This is a genomic window from Saccharopolyspora sp. MMCC62 (genome assembly GCF_057736575.1).
In genome coordinates this window covers 274,829-293,591 of the sequence record NZ_JBYKCM010000008.1, presented here as the reverse complement: position 1 = coordinate 293,591, position 18,763 = coordinate 274,829, and the positions used below count along the sequence as shown (strand labels likewise).

Annotated in this window: 20 protein-coding genes; 12 read left to right on the top strand and 8 right to left on the bottom strand. The window is 73.0% G+C overall.

What is annotated here, in order from left to right; translation table 11 throughout:
* Positions 1-112: 112 nt before the first annotated feature.
* The 10 genes from AC29IT_RS20255 to AC29IT_RS20210 all read left to right on the top strand — a co-directional run bounded on the left by AC29IT_RS20255 (position 113) and on the right by AC29IT_RS20210 (position 9,290).
* Positions 113-631 carry a DinB family protein gene (locus tag AC29IT_RS20255; RefSeq protein WP_488219779.1) on the top strand — a complete coding sequence of 173 codons (519 nt, stop codon included), beginning with the start codon at positions 113-115 and terminating at the stop codon, positions 629-631.
* 82 nt (positions 632-713) lie between these two features.
* Positions 714-1,400 (top strand): HNH endonuclease family protein, encoded by a 687-nt coding sequence (locus AC29IT_RS20250; RefSeq protein WP_488219778.1) that lies wholly within the window; start codon positions 714-716, stop codon positions 1,398-1,400.
* Positions 1,401-1,428: 28 nt separating this feature from the next.
* Positions 1,429-2,322, top strand: a complete 894-nt coding sequence (locus AC29IT_RS20245) for a TIGR03619 family F420-dependent LLM class oxidoreductase (RefSeq protein ID WP_358445885.1) — start codon at positions 1,429-1,431, stop codon at positions 2,320-2,322.
* Between the two features lie 293 nt (positions 2,323-2,615).
* Positions 2,616-3,275, top strand: coding sequence for an HAD family hydrolase (locus tag AC29IT_RS20240; protein ID WP_488219777.1), 660 nt, complete (start codon positions 2,616-2,618; stop codon positions 3,273-3,275).
* A complete protein-coding gene (locus tag AC29IT_RS20235) occupies positions 3,272-4,300 on the top strand; it encodes a phosphotransferase family protein (RefSeq protein ID WP_358445890.1) in 1,029 nt (342 codons plus the stop codon). The genes AC29IT_RS20240 and AC29IT_RS20235 overlap by 4 nt, the downstream gene beginning before the upstream one ends.
* Before the next feature lies 1 nt (position 4,301).
* Complete coding sequence (locus AC29IT_RS20230) at positions 4,302-5,510, top strand: acyl-CoA dehydrogenase family protein (RefSeq protein ID WP_488219776.1); 1,209 nt, start codon at positions 4,302-4,304, stop codon at positions 5,508-5,510.
* Positions 5,511-5,560: 50 nt separating this feature from the next.
* Complete coding sequence (fabG, locus tag AC29IT_RS20225; protein ID WP_358445895.1) at positions 5,561-6,313, top strand: 3-oxoacyl-ACP reductase FabG; 753 nt, start codon at positions 5,561-5,563, stop codon at positions 6,311-6,313.
* A gap of 225 nt (positions 6,314-6,538) precedes the next feature.
* Positions 6,539-7,717: an acyl-CoA dehydrogenase family protein gene (locus AC29IT_RS20220; RefSeq protein ID WP_358445897.1), complete on the top strand. Its 1,179-nt coding sequence runs from the start codon at positions 6,539-6,541 to the stop codon at positions 7,715-7,717.
* Positions 7,714-8,814, top strand: coding sequence for an acyl-CoA dehydrogenase family protein (locus tag AC29IT_RS20215; RefSeq protein ID WP_488219775.1), 1,101 nt, complete (start codon positions 7,714-7,716; stop codon positions 8,812-8,814). Before AC29IT_RS20220 ends, AC29IT_RS20215 begins: the two co-directional genes overlap by 4 nt.
* A 23-nt stretch (positions 8,815-8,837) precedes the next feature.
* Complete coding sequence (locus AC29IT_RS20210; protein ID WP_358445903.1) at positions 8,838-9,290, top strand: MaoC family dehydratase; 453 nt, start codon at positions 8,838-8,840, stop codon at positions 9,288-9,290.
* A gap of 43 nt (positions 9,291-9,333) precedes the next feature.
* Here AC29IT_RS20210 and AC29IT_RS20205 read toward each other — a convergent pair whose 3' ends face one another.
* The 8 genes from AC29IT_RS20205 to AC29IT_RS20170 form a co-directional block, all read right to left on the bottom strand.
* Positions 9,334-10,218, bottom strand: a complete 885-nt coding sequence (locus tag AC29IT_RS20205) for a beta/alpha barrel domain-containing protein (protein ID WP_358445906.1) — start codon at positions 10,216-10,218, stop codon at positions 9,334-9,336.
* 58 nt (positions 10,219-10,276) lie between these two features.
* On the bottom strand, positions 10,277-11,842 hold the full coding sequence (locus tag AC29IT_RS20200) for an AbgT family transporter (protein WP_488219774.1): 1,566 nt from the start codon (positions 11,840-11,842) through the stop codon (positions 10,277-10,279).
* Between the two features lie 116 nt (positions 11,843-11,958).
* A complete protein-coding gene (locus AC29IT_RS20195; RefSeq protein WP_488219773.1) occupies positions 11,959-12,816 on the bottom strand; it encodes a hypothetical protein in 858 nt (285 codons plus the stop codon).
* A gap of 52 nt (positions 12,817-12,868) precedes the next feature.
* The gene (locus tag AC29IT_RS20190; protein WP_488219772.1) at positions 12,869-13,717 is read right to left on the bottom strand and encodes a helix-turn-helix transcriptional regulator; all 849 of its coding nucleotides are present in this window, start codon (positions 13,715-13,717) and stop codon (positions 12,869-12,871) included.
* A gap of 73 nt (positions 13,718-13,790) precedes the next feature.
* Entirely contained in the window at positions 13,791-14,783 is a 993-nt protein-coding gene (locus AC29IT_RS20185; RefSeq protein ID WP_358445917.1) for an NADPH:quinone oxidoreductase family protein, read from the bottom strand.
* A gap of 54 nt (positions 14,784-14,837) precedes the next feature.
* Positions 14,838-15,443: a TetR/AcrR family transcriptional regulator gene (locus AC29IT_RS20180; protein WP_488219771.1), complete on the bottom strand. Its 606-nt coding sequence runs from the start codon at positions 15,441-15,443 to the stop codon at positions 14,838-14,840.
* Between the two features lie 43 nt (positions 15,444-15,486).
* A complete protein-coding gene (locus AC29IT_RS20175) occupies positions 15,487-16,251 on the bottom strand; it encodes an SDR family oxidoreductase (RefSeq protein WP_358445921.1) in 765 nt (254 codons plus the stop codon).
* A complete protein-coding gene (locus tag AC29IT_RS20170; RefSeq protein ID WP_358445924.1) occupies positions 16,251-17,003 on the bottom strand; it encodes an SDR family oxidoreductase in 753 nt (250 codons plus the stop codon). The genes AC29IT_RS20175 and AC29IT_RS20170 overlap by 1 nt, the downstream gene beginning before the upstream one ends.
* A 427-nt stretch (positions 17,004-17,430) precedes the next feature.
* Here AC29IT_RS20170 and AC29IT_RS20165 point away from each other — a divergent pair, with 427 nt between their 5' ends.
* Positions 17,431-18,015, top strand: a complete 585-nt coding sequence (locus AC29IT_RS20165) for a DNA-binding protein (protein ID WP_224956545.1) — start codon at positions 17,431-17,433, stop codon at positions 18,013-18,015.
* 34 nt (positions 18,016-18,049) lie between these two features.
* Positions 18,050-18,706 carry an RES family NAD+ phosphorylase gene (locus AC29IT_RS20160; RefSeq protein WP_358445927.1) on the top strand — a complete coding sequence of 219 codons (657 nt, stop codon included), beginning with the start codon at positions 18,050-18,052 and terminating at the stop codon, positions 18,704-18,706.
* Positions 18,707-18,763: the final 57 nt, after the last annotated feature.

Here is an 18,763-nt window from a genome sequence, read left to right as displayed (position 1 = left end):
CGCGCGGCCGCTCCGGATCCCGGAGCGGCCGCCGCGCTCCCCCTCGCCGTCCACCTCGTCCGCAGGCTCGCTGGGCGGCGGCGTGCCGGGAGCGCCGATTACGCTGCGGCGCATGGACTTCCGCGACGAGGCGCTGGACCAGCTGGACTTCTACTGGGAGCACTGGCGGCCGCGGCTGGACGGCCTCACCGACGCGGAGTACTTCCGCGAACCGGTGCCGGGCTGCTGGTCGGTGCGCGAGACCGGGCGCGGCTGGGAGTTCGACTTCTCCTTCCCCGCTCCCGATCCGCCGCCGTTCACGACGATCGCGTGGCGGTTGTGCCACGTCGCCGACCACGTGTTCGCGATGCGCGTGTCGAACCACTTCGGCGACGGCTCGTACCGGATCGACCACCACGACTACCCGGCTTCCGCGGCGGCGGCGCTCGCCCACCTGGACCGCCAGCACGCGCTGTGGCGGGACGGGATCGGGTCGATGCCCGCCGAGCGCTGGGCGGAGCCGGTGGGTCCCGCGGAGGGCCCGCACGCCGACCGGACGTACCTGACGCTGGTGCTGCACCTGAACCGGGAGCTGTGCCACCACGGCGGCGAGATCGCCCTGCTCCGCGATCTGTACCGGTCCGCCACGTGATCTCCCGCGCACGGCGGTACTGCCCGCATGGCGCTCCGTGATCGAATGGGCTGCGCACAGCAACATCGGAGCCGGAGCGAGCATGTCGACAGGACAACAGAAGAAGCAGCGCACTCCCGTGTGGATCACCGTGGTGTCCGCGCTGATCATCGGACTGGGCTGGTTGGTGTTCGAGTCCGGTGCGCTGGACAAGGTGCTCGGCACCGACTCCGGGGCGCCCGCCACCGCGTCGGCGGGTGAGGCGTCCGAGCAGCTCACCGGTCTCGAGGTGAAGCCGGCCGGGTCGATGGACGGCTACTCGCGCAAGAGCTTCGAGCACTGGATTCCCGCGCCGGAGGCCGGGAAGAACTGCAACACCCGGGAAGCGGTGCTGGTCCGCGACGGCACGGACGTGCAGGTGGACAACTCCTGCGAGGCGACGTCCGGCAGCTGGGTCAGCACCTACAGCGGGGAGACCGTCACCGACGATTCCGACGTGGACATCGACCACATGGTTCCGCTGGCCAACGCCTGGCGCAGCGGGGCGAGCGAGTGGACCGACGAGCGCCGCGAGCAGTTCGCCAACGACATGGACCTGCCGCAGCTCGTCGCCGCCGACAAGAGCTCCAACCGTTCGAAGGGCGACAAGGACCCGTCGAAGTGGAAGCCGGTCGAGGCCGCGTGGTGCGAGTACGCCACCGACTGGGTCACCGTGAAGCACGGTTACGGCCTGTCGGTCACCGCGGAGGAGAAGTCGGCGCTGGAGGAGATGCTGACGACCTGCGGCTGATCGGCCTGCCGCGGAGAGGAGCGCGAAGATGCGCCTGGGCCTGGGACTTCCGCAATTCGGCGCGTTCGCCCACCCCGACCACGTGCGCACCGTGGCCGCGGAGGCGGAGGCGATGGGGTACGAGAGCCTGTGGGCGGGGGAACGGGTGCACGCCCCGCACCGGCTGCTCACCCCCTATCCCGGCGGGGACGGCACGATGCCGCCGCAGATGCGGGCCGGGCTCGACCCGTTGCTGACGCTGAGCGTCGCGGCCCAGGCGACGACGTTGCCCCGGCTGGGCACGAGCACGCTGAGCGCGCCGCTGCACCCGCCGATCGCGCTGGCCCGCGCCCTCACCGGCCTGGACCTGCTCAGCTCCGGCCGGCTCATCGCCGGGCTGGGGCTGAGCTGGTCCAAGGACGAGTACCTGGCGGCCGGGGTGCCGTGGACGGAGCGCGGCGCCCGGCTGGACGAGACCCTGGACGTGCTGGCGGCGCTGTGGGGTCCCGATCCGGTGCGCCACCGCGGCCGGTTCTGGACGATCAGCCCCGGCGAGTTCCAGCCGAAGCCGACGGGGAAGGTGCCGGTGTACCTCGGCGGCGGTTCGGAGGCGGCGCTGCGGCGGATCGCCCGCCGCGCGGACGGGTGGCTGGCGATCGCCCTGCCGCTGGACGCGCTGCGCCGCCAGCTCGCCGCGCTGCGGGAGCACCCGCGGGAGGCCGGGCTGGAACCGGTGCGCACGGTGCTGCGGGTCAACGCCGAGTTCGGCCCGCCCGGTGAGCGCCCCGCGCAGGGCTCGGTGGAGCAGATCGCCGACTACCTGCACGAGGTCGCCGAGCTGGGCGTCGAGGACGCCTTCGTCGACCTCCAGTTCACCACCTGCGACACCCTCCCCGAGTTCCTCGACCACGCAGCCCGCCTCCGCACCGCCTACCCCACCTGACCGCCGCGCCCACCGCCTGTCAGCGGCGCAGGCGCTGGGCGCCCACTTCGGCCCGCGGTTTCCTGTCAGCGGCGAAGCCGCTGAGCAGCGACCACCTGGTCAACCGGCACCGCAGCGGGTTCTCAGCGTTCTCCTCGCGAGGACAGCGTTTTCGCATGTGGCGGAGCCACCTGCGAAAACGATCCCGCAGCGAGGAGGGCGCTGAGGTTCCGCCACCCGCCCCCGACGCAGGCCGACCACGGCCCCTGAAAAAGGTCTAGCGGGCATACCGGCTAGTCGGTACGGTCCGGTGCATGGCCTCCTCGATCCAAGCGGTGATCTTCGACTACGGCGGGGTGCTCACCACGCAGGGCCGGATCGCGATCGACGCCTGGACCCGCGCCGAGCGGATCGATCCGGGGACGTTCTCGGCCGCGCTCAAGGAGTGGCTGTCGCGCCGCGCCCCCGCGGGCACCCCGATCCACCGGCTGGAGACGGGCGAGCTGCCCGCCGCCGAGTTCGACCGGCTGCTCGCGGAACGCCTGCGCACCACCGAGGGCGGCCCGGTCGAGCCGGACGGGCTGATGGCGCGGATGTTCGCGCACATGCGCCCGGACGCCGCGATGCTGCGGCTGGTCGCCGACCTGCGGGCCGCCGGGCTGCGCACGGCGCTGCTGTCGAACAGCTGGGGCAACAACTACCCGTGGGAGTCGCTGGAGGGGCTGTTCGAGCTGGCCGTCATCTCCGGCGAGGTGGGCCTGCGCAAACCCGATCCGCGGATCTACGAACTCACCTTGGCACGGCTCGGCCTGCCTCCGGCGGAGGCGGTGTTCGTCGACGACGGCGTGCCGAACGTGGACGCCGCCGAGGGCATCGGGTTGCGCTCCGTGCTGCACACCGAGGCCGCGAAGACCCGCGCCGAGCTGCGCGCGCTGCTGCCCGGACTCGGACCCGACACCGCGGAGGAGACATGAGCGACGACCTGCCCGGACTCGACCTCACCCGGCTGCGCGAGCACCTGGACCGGGAGCTGCCCGGCCTGGTCACCGGACCGCTGACCGGCGAACTGGTGCAGGGCGGCCGGTCCAACCTCACCTACGTCGTCGGTGACGGCGCGCAGCGCTGGGTGGTGCGCCGCCCGCCGCTGGGCCACGTGCTGGCGACCGCGCACGACATGGGCCGCGAGCACCGGGTGATGTCGGCGCTGGCGGACACCTCGGTGCCGGTGCCGCGCACTTACCTGATGTGCCAGGACGACGCGGTGCTCGGCGCCCCGTTCTACGTGATGGAGCACGTGGCGGGCACCGTGTACCGCTCCCCCGAGCTGACCGAGCGGCTCGGCACCGAGCAGCGGCGCGAGCTGTCGATGCGGCTGGTCGACGTGCTCGCCGACCTGCACTCGCTGGACCCGGAGCAGGTGGGACTGGGTGATTTCGGCCGCCCGGACGGGTTCCTGGAGCGGCAGGTGCGGCGCTGGAGCAAGCAGCTCGCCGCCTCCCGCAGCCGGGATCTGGACGGCATCGACCGGCTCGCCGAACTGCTCGGCGCCCGCATCCCGGCGACCCGGCGCACCGGCATCGTGCACGGCGACTACCGGCTGGACAACGTGCTGGTGGACGACTCGCTGCGGATCGGCGCGGTGCTGGACTGGGAGATGGCGACGCTCGGCGATCCGCTCACCGACCTGGGCCTGCTGGCGGTGTACTGGGAGGGCTTGGACGGCGTGGAGCAGAACCCGATCGCGAAGGGCATCGGCCCGGAGTACGGGTTCCCGCCGATCAGCGAGCTGTGGCAGCGCTACGCCGAGCGCGGCGGCACCGATCTGTCCGATGTGGAGTGGTACCGGGCGTTCGGCTTCTTCAAGCTCGCGGTGATCAGCGAGGGCATCCACTACCGCTTCACCCGCGGGCAGACCGTCGGGGACGGTTTCGAGCACATCGGGGCGCTGGTCCCGCACCTGGTCGCCCAGGGCCTGTCCGCTCTCGACGAGGAGGCATGACATGGAGTTCGGCTACGACGCCCGCACCGAGGAGTACCGCGGCAGGCTCGCGGAGTTCATGGACGAGCACGTCTACCCGTCCGAGCCGGTGCTGCACGAGCAGCTGGCCGCCGCGGCCGACCCGTGGGCGCACGCGCCGATCATCGAGGACCTGAAGGCGAAGGCCAAGGACGCGGGCCTGTGGAACCTGTTCCTGCCCGGGGAGCACGGCGCGGGCCTGACGAACCTGCAGTACGCGCCGCTCGCCGAGATCATGGGCCGCAGCCCGCACCTGGCACCGGAGGTGTTCAACTGCTCGGCGCCGGACACCGGCAACATGGAGGTGCTGGCCGAGTTCGGCACCGATGCCCAGCGGGAGCGCTGGCTGCGGCCGCTGCTGGACGGCGAGATCCGCTCCGCGTTCTGCATGACCGAACCGGACGTGGCCTCCTCGGACGCCACGAACATCGGCACCCGCATCGTGCGCGACGGCGACCACTACGTGATCAACGGCCGCAAGTGGTGGTCGTCGGGGGCGATGAGCCCGCGCTGCGCGATCCTCATCGTGATGGGCAAGTCCGACCCGGACGCCGAACGCCACCGCCAGCAGAGCCAGATCCTGGTGCCGGTGGACTCGCCGGGGGTGCGGATCGAGCGCGGGATGCACGTGTTCGGCTACCACGACGGCGACCACGGCGGGCACGCCGAGATCGTGTTCGAGGACGTGCGGGTCCCGGCCGAGAACATCATCTCCGGTGAGGGCGAGGGCTTCGCGATCGCGCAGGCCCGGCTCGGGCCGGGTCGCATCCACCACTGCATGCGCGCCATCGGCATGGCCGAGCGCGCGCTGGAGCTGATGTGCCGGCGCACGCTGGGCCGCTCCGCGTTCGGCGGGCCGATCGCCGACCAGGGCGTGGTGCAGCAGTGGATCGCCGACGCGCGCATCGCCATCGAGACGAACCGGCTGCTCACGTTGAAGACGGCGTGGCTGATGGACACCGTCGGCAACCGGGGCGCGCACACCGAGATCCAGGCGATCAAGGTCGCAGTCCCGCAGATGGTCACGACCATCGTCGACCGCGCCATCCAGGCGCACGGCGCGGCCGGGGTCAGCCAGGACACGCCGCTGGCCTCGCTGTACGCGCACGCCCGCACGCTGCACATCGTGGACGGTCCCGACGAGGTGCACCGCCGCTCGCTGGCCCGCCGCGAGCTCAAGCAGTACCGCTGACGCATCCCCCGAACCGGAACTCCCCCGACGACGAAGTGAGGGAACCACCCATGTCGAACAAGACCGCGATCGTCACCGGCGCCGCCCGCGGAATCGGCGCGGCCACCGCGAAGCGGCTCGCCCAGGACGGGTTCGCCGTCGCGGTGATCGACCTCGACGAGCAGGCCTGCGCCGACACGGTCTCGGCGATCGAATCGGCCGGCGGGAAGGCGCTGGCGGTGGGCGCGGACGTCAGCGACGCCGACCAGGTCGCGGCCGCCGTGGAGCGGGTCGCCACCGAGCTCGGCGCCCCGACGGCGCTGGTGAACAACGCGGGCGTGCTGCGGGACAACCTGCTGTTCAAGATGTCCGATTCGGACTGGGACACCGTGATGTCGGTGCACCTGCGCGGCGCGTTCCTGATGAGCCGGGCCGTGCAGCAGCACATGGTGGCGGCCGGGTGGGGCCGGATCGTGAACCTCTCCAGCACGTCCGCGCTGGGCAACCGGGGGCAGGCGAACTACTCGACGGCGAAGGCCGGGTTGCAGGGGCTGACGAAGACGCTGGCCATCGAGCTCGGCAAGTTCGGCGTGACCGCGAACGCGATCGCGCCCGGGTTCATCGCCACCGACATGACGAAGGCGACGGCGGAGCGGGTCGGCGCGAGCTTCGAGGACTTCTCGAAGGCGGCCGTGTCCACCATCCCCGTCGGCCGGGCCGGTGAACCGGACGACATCGCGAACGCCGCGTCGTTCTTCCTCGACGAGCGCTCCGGTTTCGTCTCGGGCCAGGTCCTCTACGTGGCGGGCGGACCGCGCGACTGATCGCCTGTCTCGCTACTTCTGCCGCGTAGTGCTCAGGTGGCGGAACCTCAGCGGCGGCGCCGGTCGCGTGCTGGGTCGTCGGCTCAGCGGCTCCGCCGCTGACGAGAATCCGCCGGGCAGGTTCAGCGACAGGCAGTGCGGTTCCTGGGTGGGCGCCCTCCGGGGTGCCCACCGCTCGCCAGGGGGTTTTGTGTTCTCAGGTATCCGGAGAAGTGGAGTACCGAGATGACCGATGCGGACGAATTGCGCACCGCGGTGCGGGAATTCCTCGCCGAGCACGATCCCGGCGGTGACCGGCTGGAGTTCCTGCGCGCCCGGTTCGACGCCGGGCTGGCGTGGGTCAACTACCCGGTGGGCCTGGGCGGCCGGGACGCGCCGCGGGCGCTGCAACCGGTGGTGGACGCGGAGTTCGCCGCCGCGGGCGCGCCGGACAACGCCCCGTCCCGCAACGGGATCGGGCTCGGCATGGCGGCGCCGACGATCCTGCGCTTCGGCACCGACGAGCAGCGCGCCCGCTTCCTCCGTCCGTTGTGGACGGGCGAAGAGGTGTGGTGCCAGCTGTTCAGCGAACCGGGTGCGGGTTCGGACCTGGCGGCGCTGGCGACCAGGGCGGTGCGCGACGGCGATGACTGGATCGTCGAGGGCCAGAAGGTGTGGACCTCGTTCGCGCACCGCGCGAAGTGGGCGATCCTGGTGGCGCGCAGCGATCCGGACGCGCCGAAGCACAAGGGCCTGTCGTACTTCGTGTGCGACATGACCGATCCGGACGTGGACGTGCGGCCGCTGCGCCAGATCACCGGTGAGGCCGAGTTCAACGAGGTGTTCCTGAACGGGGTGCGCATCCCCGACGCGCAGCGGCTCGGCGAGGTCGGCCAGGGCTGGCAGGTCGCGATGGGCACCCTGATGAACGAGCGGGTCGCCATCGGTGGCGGCAACACCGGCCGCGAGTCCGGCATGATCGGCGTGCTCGCCGAGCAGTGGCGCGCGCACCCGGAGGCCCGCACGCCCGGCGCCCACGACCGGTTGCTGCGGCTGTGGGTGGAGGCGGAGGCCACCCGGCTCACCGGGCAACGGCTGCGCCAGCAGCTGGCGGTCGGCACCCCCGGCCCGGAGGGGTCGGCGGTGAAGCTGGCGTTCTCCCGGCTCAACCAGGAGATCTCCGGTTTCGAGCTGGAGCTGCTCGGCGAGGAGGGCCTCGCCTACGACGACTGGACGTTGCGCCGCCCGGAGAACGTGGACTTCACCGGCCGCGGTCCCGGCTACCGGTACCTGCGGGCGAAGGGCAATTCCATCGAGGGCGGCACTTCCGAGGTGCTGCGCAACGTGATCGCCGAACGGGTCCTCGGGTTGCCGCCGGAGATCCGCACGGACAAGGACGTGCCGTGGAAGGAGCTGCCGCGATGAGCGCCGACCTGCTCTACACCGAGGTCGAGGAGGACCTGCGCGCGGCGGTGCGCCGGGTGCTGCGGGACCGCTGCGAGATCGGTTCGGTGCTCGCCCGCTGCGAGTCGGACGAGCCGTACGACTTGGCGCTGTGGCGGACGCTGGCCGGGGAGCTCGGGATCGCCGCGCTGGCGGTGCCGGAGGAGGCCGGTGGTTCGGGTGCCGGGGTCCGCGAGCTGGCGGTGGTCGCCGAGGAGCTCGGCCGGGCGGTGGCGCCGGTGCCGTTCCTGGGCACCGTGCTGGCCACGGCCGCGCTCGACGCGGCGGGGGCGACCGGCCCGATCCCGGGCATCGCCGCCGGTGAGCGGGTGGCGACGGTCGCGGTCGGGCTCACCACCGCGCCGTCCGCGCCGCTGCCGAGCGGGGTGCGCGCCGAGGGCGGAGAGCTGACCGGTTCGGTGACCGCGGTGGTCGACCTGGAGGTCGCCGATCTGGTGCTGGTGCCCGCTACCGGGCCGGACGGCACCGGACTGTACGCGGTGGACACGTCGGATCCCGGCGTCGCGCGGAATCCCGTGACACCGCTGGACCTGACGCGCCGGTTCGGCACCGTGGAGCTGTCCGGGGCGCGCGGCGAACTGATCGCCGCGGACGCGGAACCGGTGCTGCGGCGGGCGTTGCTCACCGCGGCCGGGGTGCTCGCCGCCGAACAGGTCGGCCTCGCCCAGCACAGCCTCGATTCCACAGTGGACTACGTGCGGACCCGGCACCAGTTCGGCCGCGCCATCGGCTCGTTCCAGGCCGTCAAGCACCGGCTCGCGGACCTGTGGTCCGGGGTGAGCACCGCGCGCGCCACCTCCCGCGCCGCCGCCGACGCGCTCGGCCGCGACGAACCGGGCACCGAGGCCGAGCTGTCCGTCGCGCTCGCGCAGGCGTACTGCTCCGACCTGGCGGTGCTCGCCGCCGAGGAATCGTTGCAGCTGCACGGCGGCATCGGCATGACCTGGGAGCACCCCGTGCACCTCTACCTGGGCCGGGCCAAGAGCGCCCAGCTCACCTTCGGCACCGCGGACCGCCACCGCGCCAGGATCGCGGAACTCGCCGACCTCCCCGCCTGACACCCCCTCGAACAGGAGCGACCATGCGCGTGTTCACCAGCGCCGATGAAGTCCGCGCGGCCACCGGGACCGACCTGGGCACCAGCGACTGGCTCACCATCACCCAGGAGCAGGTGGACGGGTTCGCCGACGCGACCCTGGACCACCAGTGGATCCACGTCGACACCGACCGCGCGGAGCAGGGGCCGTTCGGCGGCACCATCGCGCACGGCTTCCTCACGCTGAGCCTGCTGTCCGCGCTCAACGCGCAGACCTACCGGTTCGAGAACGTGCGGATGGGCATCAACTACGGGCTGAACAAGGTGCGGTTCCCGAACCCGGTGCGGGTCGGGGCGCGGGTGCGCTCGCGGACCCGGCTCGCCGAGGTCGCCGAGATCGACGGCGGCGTGCAGCTCACCGTCGAGTCCACCGTGGAGATCGAGGGCGCGGAGAAGCCGGCCTGCGTCGCCCAGGGCCTCACCCGAGTCCTGTTCTGATCCCGGGGTGAACGGCCCGCCCCGGGCCGTTCACCCGCGCGGCTCAGGACGTTCTGCCGAGCATGGCGGGGACGTCGCGGTGCAGCCGCTCGCCGAGCCAAGTGCCCGCGGCGGCCAGCGCGTCGGCGTCGAGTCCGGTGTGGACGCCCATCCCGGTCAGCAGGTAGGTCAGGTCCTCGGTGGCGACGGTGCCGCCGAACCCGGGCACCTCCGCCGATCCGCCGATGCCGCCGATGCTCGCGTCGAGCGCCGCCACTCCTTCCAGGAAGGCGGTGGCGGCGTTCGCGTAGCCGGTGTTGCGGGTGTTGTGGAAGTGGCAGCGCACCGGCACTCCCGGCGCCTCCTCCCGGACGCGTTCCAACACCCGCACCACCTGCGTGGGCACGCCGGTGCCCGCGGTGTCGGCGAGCACGATCTCGGCGGGCCCGGCGTCGGCGATCCGGCGCGCCAGCGCGGCCACGTGCTCGGCGGACACCTCGCCCTCCAGCGGGCAGCCGAACGCGACCGCGATCGTGGCGATGGGGCGCAACCCGTGGCGGTGCGCGCGGGCGGCGAGTTCCGCCCACCGCGCCAGGTCCTGCTCGGTGCTGCTGCACCGGGTGCGGGCCGCGTGGCCGTCGGTGGCGGCGACGATCGCGTTCACCTCGTCCACTCCGGCCGCGGCGGCCCGGTCGAGCCCGGGTTCGTCCAGCACCAGCGCCAGGTACCGCACCCCGTCCGGCCGGGGCAGCGCCGCCAGCAGCCGTTCCGGTTCGCCGGAATCCGCGCCGAAGGCCGCGACCTCGATGCGGCGCAGCCCGGCCGCGACGGCCCGTTCGACGAGCTCGACCCGGTCCGGTGCGGCGATCGCCGTCCGCTCGTGCCGCAGCCCGTCGCCCGGGCCGACCTCCACGACCTCGATCCGGGACGGAATCCCCGCCTGCTGCATCGCGCTCGCCTCCTGCCGCCGGGACCGGTGCGCCCGCAGGGTTCCCCGCGGCGGCGCGTCACAACCGGATGCCCATGCCCGGCCCCAGCGGCAGGTCCGCGAAGTAGAAGGCGGTGAGCACCAGCGCCCACAGCAACCAGAACGGCACCACGAACGGCGCCATCCGCGCGACCAGCGTGCCCAGTCCGGCCTGCGGTTCGTACCGGCGCAGGTAACCCAGGATGATGATCATGTACGGGTTCAGCGGCGTCATGATCTGCGTCGCCGAGTCCCCCACCCGGAACGCGGCCTGCGCGAACCCGGGCTCGAAGCCGAGCAGCACGAACATCGGCACGAACACCGCGGCCATCAGCGTCCACAGGCTCGACCCGGAGATGATGAACAGGTTCAGCACCGAGGCCAGCACCATGAACCCGAGGAACGCCGGGAATCCCGCCAGCCCCAGCGCCCGCAGCAGGTCGGCACCGCCGACGGCGAGCGCCGCGCCCAGGTTCGTCCAGTTGAACAGGCCGATGAACTGGCCGAGCATGAACGCCAGCACCAGGAAGCCGGTCAGGTCCCGCAGCGCAGCGGCCATCAGCTTCGGCACGTCCCCGGCGCCGGTGACGGCCCCGGACGGCACCCCGAACGCGACGCCGGGCACCAGGAACGCCAGGAAGATCAGCGTGGTGACCGAGTCCAGCAGCGGCGACTCCGGCAGGAATCCGCCCGCGTCGTTGCGCAGCGGTGAGCCGGGCCAGAGCACCAGCGCCAGCACGGCCGCGAGGAGCACGGCGACGGCGATCCCCGCCCAGCGCAGTCCGCGCCGTTCGGCGGCGGACAGGGTGGCGGTGAGCTCCTCGGGCGCGGCGCCGCCGGTCCCGTCCCCGCTCTCCTCCCGCGGCACCCCGGACCGCACCAGCCGCGGCTCGATGACCCGGTCGATCAGGAACCCGGCCAGCAGCGCCAGCACGATCGAGGACACCACGTTGAAGTAGTAGTTCGACACCGGCGTCACCGTCGTGCCCGGGTCCGGCAGGATCGAGGCGACCTCGTTGCTGATCCCGGAGAACAGCGCGTCCAGGCTCGTCACCACCGGCGCGGTGGAGTACCCGGCGCCCGCGGCGGCGAACCCGCCGAGCAGGCCCGCCACCGGGTGCCTGCCCGCGGCCTTGAACACGAGCGCGGCCAGCGGCGGCACGATGATCATCGCGGAGTCGGCCATCACGCTGGACGTGATCCCGACGAACCCGACCGCGTAGGGCAGCACCCAGCGCGGCGCCCCGCCGAACGCGCCCCTGATGAGCGCAGTGAGCAGCCCGGTCCGCTCGGCCACCCCCACCCCGAGCATGATCGTCACGACGGTCTCCAGCGGCGGGAAGCCGATGAAGTTCGCGGGCAGCTCGGTGAACAGGAACCGCAGCCCGTCCCCGGACAGCGCCGCCCGCACCGGCGTGTCCTGGTCGGCGCCGGGAATCCGCACCGAGACCCCGAACGCGGCGACCGCGGTGGACACCACGGCGACCAGCGCGAACAGCAGGGCGAACAGCAGGAACGGTTCGGGCAGCCGGTTCCCCGCCCGTTCGACGAGGTTGAGCACCCGGTCCAGCCGGGTCTGCTCCGCGGGTGCGGCGGTGTCGGCCATGCGATCTCCAGCTGCGCGGCGGCGGTCGACGTCCCCGGTACCGCCGGGGACGCTGCAGGGAACCTAGTCCTGCGACCGGGCGAGGTGAAGCGCTCCCGCCGGGCGGGATGCCGTCGTCAGCCGCGCAGCAGTTCCGCGATCAGCAGGTTCGAACCGGTCTCGGCGTGGTTGGCGCCGTTGGTGACGTAGGCGTGGTCATCGCGGACGACGACGGCGGTGGTCCCGCGCATGCCGTCCAGCAGGGTCTCGCGGCTGCCGTCCGGGGTGATCCGCACGAGCTCGCCTGCCAGGTTGATCGCGGCGAGGACCTCGTCGCCCCGCCCGGTGAAGTCGAAGTCGTCGACGCCCGCGAGCCCCTCGGCCCGGACCTCGGCGGTCCCGGCACCACCGTCCGCGGTCACCGGGATGCGCAGCAGCGTGCCGTGGTCGGAGTTGCTCGCCCACACCGCACCGTCGTGCACCTTCAGCCCGTTGGCACCGAAGAACCCGTCGGGCGCCAGCGCCGGATCGGCCGACCACACCGCGGCCGCACCGCCGCCCACCGGCGCCTGCCAGATGCGGCCGCCGGTGGAGTCGGTGACCAGGAAGCGGTCCCCGTCGGCGACCAGCGCGTTCGGCATGCTGTCGGCGGGCAGCTCCACCACGAGCCGGGGTTCGCCGTCGAGCCGCCAGATCCCGGTCATGCCGCCCCGCCCGCCGGAGTACAGGAAGTGCAGGGTGCCGTCGGCCGCCCGCGCCACCCCGGTCACCGCGGAGCTCCCCACCACCGGCGTCGTCCCGCCGCCCGGTGGCGTCGGCATCGAGACCAGCGTGCGGGTGGTGCCGTCCGGCGCGACCCGCACCACCTGGCGGGCCCGGATCATCCCGATGGCCGCGGAGCCGTCCGGTCCGAGCGCGATGCTCTCGGCGACCTGGCCCGCGGCGCGGTCGAAGCGGGCGAGGACGCGGACCTCGCCGAGGCGGGTGGGCTGCACGGATCTTCCTCCTGGCGGGGCGGGATGTGGCTGGGCGTGGCGGGGAGCGCGGTCAGTCGCCGGACGGGGCGACGCGTTCGCGGCCGAGGACGGCCAGCAGCTCCAACCGGGACACCGCCGCACTGCCCGGCGCGGGCGTGAGCACGACGAGCCGCTGGTCCTGCCGGGCGGTGGCCAGCACGTCGAAGTCGAGCTCGACGAGGCCGATCTCGGGGTGCCGGATGCGCTTGCGGTCGCTGCGCCGGACGGCGACGTCGTGCCGGTCCCACAGCTCGGCGAATTCGGTGCTGTCCGCGCGCAGCGCCCGGACGAGCTCGCGCGCGGCGGGATCGGCCGGGCGCAGCGCGAGGCTCGCCCGCAGGTCGTCGACCTGGGCGCGGCTCTCGTGCGCGTGATCGTCCGCGGGGTGGCGTTCGCGCATCGCGGGTTCGGTGAACCAGCGGTAGGTGCAGCTGCGCGCCAGGCCGCGGAACCGGGTCTGCTCGCCCAGCAGCGCATCGGCCATCGCGTTCTGCGCGAGCACCACGTTGAGATCGGTGGCGATGAGGGCGGGCAGGTCGCGCAGCCCGTCCAGCATGCGCAGCAGGCCGCGGCCGACGTGCTCGTCGCCACCGAGGAGCGGTGGCGCGTGGTGCCCGGCGAGGCGGAGCAGGTGGTCGCGCTCGTCGCGGGTCAGCCGCAGCGCGCGGGCCAGCGCGCCGAGCAGCTCGGCCGACGGCTGCGGGCCGCGCCCCTGCTCAAGCCGGGCGTAGTAGTCCGGGGACATGCCGGCGAGCTCGGCGACCTCGAAGCGCCGGAGCCCCGGCGTGCGGCGGCGCCCGCCGCTCGGGGCGCCGACGTCCTCCGGTCGCAGCAGGGCTCGCCTGCGCCGGAGGAAGTCGGCGAGTTCGATCCGCTCCACGATTCCCAGTCTCCGCCGCGCGCGACGGGCGCACCAGGACTCGTCGGTGCCACCCTCCGGCGGACCGGCCCGGTCAGCTCGCGGCGACGTCGTAGGCGACGCGGCCGACGGTGCTGCCCTCGCCGACCCGGCGGACCGCGTCGGCGACCGCGTCCAGCGGCAGCCGCTCGCTGATCAACGGCCGGATCAGGCCCTCGTCGGCCAGCCGGGTCAGGTCGCGGTGCGCGTCCACCACCAGCTGCGGGTTCCGCTCGTTGTACAGGCCCCAGTGCAGGCCGACGATCGAGTAGTTCTTGATCAGCGCGTGGTTCAGGCCAGGCGTGGGAATGGTGCCGCCTGCGAAGCCGATCACGAGGATGCGGCCTTCGAACGCGATGCACTTGGTGGACTTCGCGTAGGTCTCCCCGCCCACCGGGTCGTACACGACGTCGGCACCCTTGCCGCCGGTGAACTCCTTGACGACCGGCACGAAGTCCTCGCTGCGCCGGTCCACCACCAGGTCGGCGCCGAGTTCCGCGGCCACTTCGGCCTTCCGCGGCCCGCCGACGACGCCGATCACCTTGGCCCCGGCGGCCTTGCCGAGCTGGATCGCGGCGGAGCCGACACCGCCCGCGGCGGCGTGCACCAGCAGCGTCTCCCCCGCGCGCAGGTTCGCGCGCCGGTGCAGTCCGAAGTGGCCGGTCTGGTAGCCGATGAACAACGAAGCCGCCTCCGCGTCGGACAACGACTCCGGCGCCGGGAAGGTGCGCGGCGCGTCCATCAGCGCCAGTTCCGCGAACCCGCCGGTGGGCAGCGAGGCCGAGCCGAGCACCCGGTCGCCGGGGCCGAAGTCCGCGACGCCCTCGCCGACCTCGACGACCTCGCCGCACAGCTCCACGCCCGGGGTGAACGGCAGCGGCGGCTTGATCTGGTACTCGCCGCGGCACAGCAACACGTCCGGGAAGTTCACCGGCGTCGCCAGCACCCGCACCAGCAGCTGTCCCGGGCCCGGCCGCGGGTCGTCGACCTCGTCGAGCCGGAGCACGTCCTGCGGTTCACCGTTCTCGTTGAGCCGCCACGCCTTCACACAACACCTCCGCATCGAGGAGCACCGCCGCTCCTCGGTCGTGCCCGCGACCGGTCATGGCCGCAGGGATGCCAGCAGCAGGTCCGCGAAGTGCTCGCCGATCTGCTCGCCGGTCAGCTCGCCGTCCCGCCGGAACCAGGTGCCGAGGTGGTGCACCGAGCCGAAGAAGAAGTCGACGACCAGCTCCGCGGACTTGTCCGCGCGGAACACCCCGGTCGCCTGGCCCTCTTCGATCAGCGCCCGCACCCGCTCGTGGTAGCGGCGGCGCTGCGCGCGCACCTCGGTGCGCTTGTCCGGGTGCAGCAGGTGCATCGACCGGAAGAAGATCACCGTGTCGTCCAGGTTGGCCGCGGTGGTCGCCACCACGTCGGCGGCGACCGCGTGCAGCCGCTCGGCGACGGGCGAGTCGCCTTCGGCCTCCTGCTCCATCCGCGCGGTCTGCACCCGCAGCAGCCGCGCGTAGATCTCGTACAGCAGGTCGTCCTTGGAGCCGAAGTAGTGGTACATGGCGCCCTTGGTGACTCCGGCGGCGTCCACGATCTGCTGCACGGAGGTCGTTTCGAACCCGTGCTCCGCGAACAGCCGCGTCGCCGCCGCCAGCAGCCGCTGCGGCACCGTTTCGGCGACCTCCGGTGCCGTGCGGACCTCCGTGCCGGCCATGTGCGCCTCCTCTTCCTCGCCCACCAGGCTATCGACCGGCCGATCAGTCCAGGCCGCGCTGGAGCTTGCGCATGCCGCCGTGCCACTTGGCGGGGTCGGCCGAGCGCAGCGCGTAGTAGTCGGCGACCTCGGGGTGCGGCAGGATCAGGAACCGGTCGTCGTCGAGGGCGGCCAGCACCGCGTCGGCGACCTCCTCGGGTTCGATGGCCGCGTCCGCGAGCAGCTTCTTGCCGGTCTCGCCGGTGCCGTCCAGCAGGTCGGTGCGCACGCCCTGCGGGCACAGCGCCTGGGTCACGATCCCGCGGTCGGCGTAGGTGATCGCCATCCACTCCGCGAACGCCAGCGCGGCGTGCTTGCTCACCGAGTACGGCGCGGAGCCGAGCATGGTGAGCAGCCCGGCGGCCGAGACGGTGGCCAGGAACCGGCCCTCGCCGCGCTCCAGCCACTGCGGCAGCAGCGCCCGCGCGGCCCGCACGTGCGCCATGACGTTGACCTCCAGCGAGCGGGCCCACGCCGCTTCCGGCGCATCGGGACCACCCCCGTCGGCGACGCCGGCGTTGGCGCAGAACAGGTCGATGCGCCCGTGCCGTTCGGTGGCGGTGCCGACGAGTTCGGCGACGCCGTCCTCGCTCGCCGCGTCGCCCGGCACGGCGAGCCCGCCGATCTCCGCGGCGACGGCGCGGGCGGCCGCCGCGTCGAGGTCGTTGACCACGACCGCGGCGCCCTGCCCCGCGAACCGGCGGCACAGCGCCGCACCGATGCCGTTGCCGCCACCGGTGACGACGGCGACCGACCCGTCCAGCCGCATCACACGCCTCCGGTGAGGGTGAGTCCGCCGTCGAGGGTGAGCACCTGCCCGGTGATCCAGGACGCTTCGTCGGAGAGCAGGTACGCGGCGGCGGCGCCGATGTCGGCGGGTTCGCCGAGCCGCTTCAGCGGGTACGAGCCGGCGACGCCGTCCTCGTCGTCGGCGTAGAGCGCGGTGGCGAACCGCGTCTTCACCACGGCGGGGGCGACGGCGTTGACCCGCACGTTCGGCGCGAGTTCGACGCCGAGCTGCTGGGTCAGCAGCGAGAGCATCGCCTTCGTCGCGCCGTAGTAGCCGATGCCCGGCGAGGGCCGGTGCCCGGCGACGGAGGACACGTTGAGCACCGAACCGCCGTGCTCGGCCATCCACGCCCGGTGCACCTGCTGCGTCCAGGTCAGCGCGGAGAGCACGTTGACCTCGAAGGTCTTGCGCGCCACCCCGGGTTCGACGTCGATGACGGGCCCGTAGGCGGGGTTGATGCCCGCGTTGTTGACCAGGATGTCGATCCGGCCGTGGTCGGCGAGGGTCCGCTCGACGACCTCGGCCTGGTGGTCGGGGTCGTCGGCCTTGCCCGCGATGCCGCGGGCGTGCTCGGCGCCGAGCGCGGCGACGGCCTCCTCCAGGGGTTCGGGTTTGCGGGCGGTGAGGACGACCTGGGCGCCTTCGGACACCAGGCGTTCGGCGATGCCGAGCCCGATGCCGCGGCTGGCGCCGGTCACGATCGCCACCCGGCCGTCGAATCGCTTGCTCATGCACTGCTCCCACTCGAAAGACCGACCAGTCGGTACGGGCCAGTGAACGGCCTGCCGCGGGGTCGCGTCAAGCCCTCCGCGGGCCGCTTGCGACGTTCACCGGGCTCGCGCCGCCGTCCGGCCCACTACCCGACCGGACCACCCGTCCGGCCCTGGACTTCACGTCGGGGAGTCGCTCCCACCCCGGGGCGCCGAGACGGTCCCGGCTGATCCACTGCGGACTCGCCAGCAAAAACGGAGATCGTTTCCAGTTCCGGGCGAGGATTTTCCGCCGGAACCGCCGAATCGCCCGATAGGTTCGCCCGGGTCCTCCGTCAGCCGGATGGACGCGGCACGCTGTGCGACCCGCCTGCTACATATGGTGATTCACCATTGCGGAGCGCACGATCGCGCACACGTTTGGCCCAGAACGCGCTACGCTGGGGACATGACAGTCGCGCTGGAGACCATCTTGGCCCGGGCAGGACTGCGGGTCACCGCCAACGAATTCCTCTCGCTCGTGGAAGACGCCGCGAAGCGGCTCATCACGCCGCAGGTCGACCCGTCAGCGCACTTCACCACCGCCGAGCGCGAAGCCCTCGCGGAAGCCGGGCTCGACCTGGCACCGCTGGCCACCGACGAGACGGATCCGCGCGCCCGCACCGTAGCCGAGCAGGCGGTGCTGCGCGATACCGCGCTGTCGGTCAACCAGGCCGCCGAACGCATCGGCGTCGACTCCAGCCGCATCCGGCACCGCATCGGCGACGGGCGGCTCATCGGCTGGAAGGACCGCGGCGGCTGGCGGCTGCCCGCCTGGCAGTTCAGCGACGACGACGTGCTCCCCGGGCTGGAGACCGTGCTCGCCGGGATGCCGCAGGACCAGCCCGCCCTGGTGCTCGCCAAGTTCATGACGACCGCGCAGGACGACCTCGAACTCGGCGACCGGCCGGTGAGCCCGCGCGAGTGGCTGCTCGCGGGCGGCAGCGCGCGCCGCGTCGCCGACCTCGCCTCGGCGATCGGCACCCCGGCCTGACCGGCCCCGCACCGCGAACCCACCAGGACATCAGTTGGCAAGACTCCCCCAGCCGCCGGCGCCTGCGGTACTGCAGGCGATGCTGCGCCGCACCGAGGACGTGATCGCGGTGCCCGCGGGGACCCGGCTCGCCCGGGTGTTCACCTCCGGCGGCAACCACCCGCAGCAGTGGGACAGCTTCCGCTACGCGGGACCGCTGCCGCACGCGCGCTTCGACCCGCACCTGCCGAACACGCAGGGCGGGCCGACGGTGACCCGCGAGCACGGGGTGCTGTACTTCTCGCTGTCGGTGCGCACCTGCATCGCCGAGGTCTTCCAAGCCACGTCCACTGTGGACCGGCGCACCCGCAAGCCGCACCTGGTGCTGTTCCGGCCGCGCCGCACGCTGCGGCTGCTGGACCTGGCCGGGCTGTGGGCGACGCGGGCGGGCGCCTCGCAGGCGATCAGCAACGGGCCGAAGGAGCGCACCCAGGCGTGGGCGCGCAGCATCCGCGCGGCCTACCCGGAGCTCGACGGGCTCTGGTACCGGTCGGCGATGGACGGCGGGAACCCGTCGCTGTGCCTGTGGGACCCACCGTCGGCGTCGGCGCTCCCCGACGCCCCCGACGTGCTGCTCCCGCTGGACCACCCGGGCCTCGACGTGCCCCTGGGCCGGGTCTGCAAGGACCTGAACTACACGCTCCTCGACTGATCCCGCCCACACCTCAGGTGAATGGCCCACTCGCCCACCACGACCGGTCGAATGGGC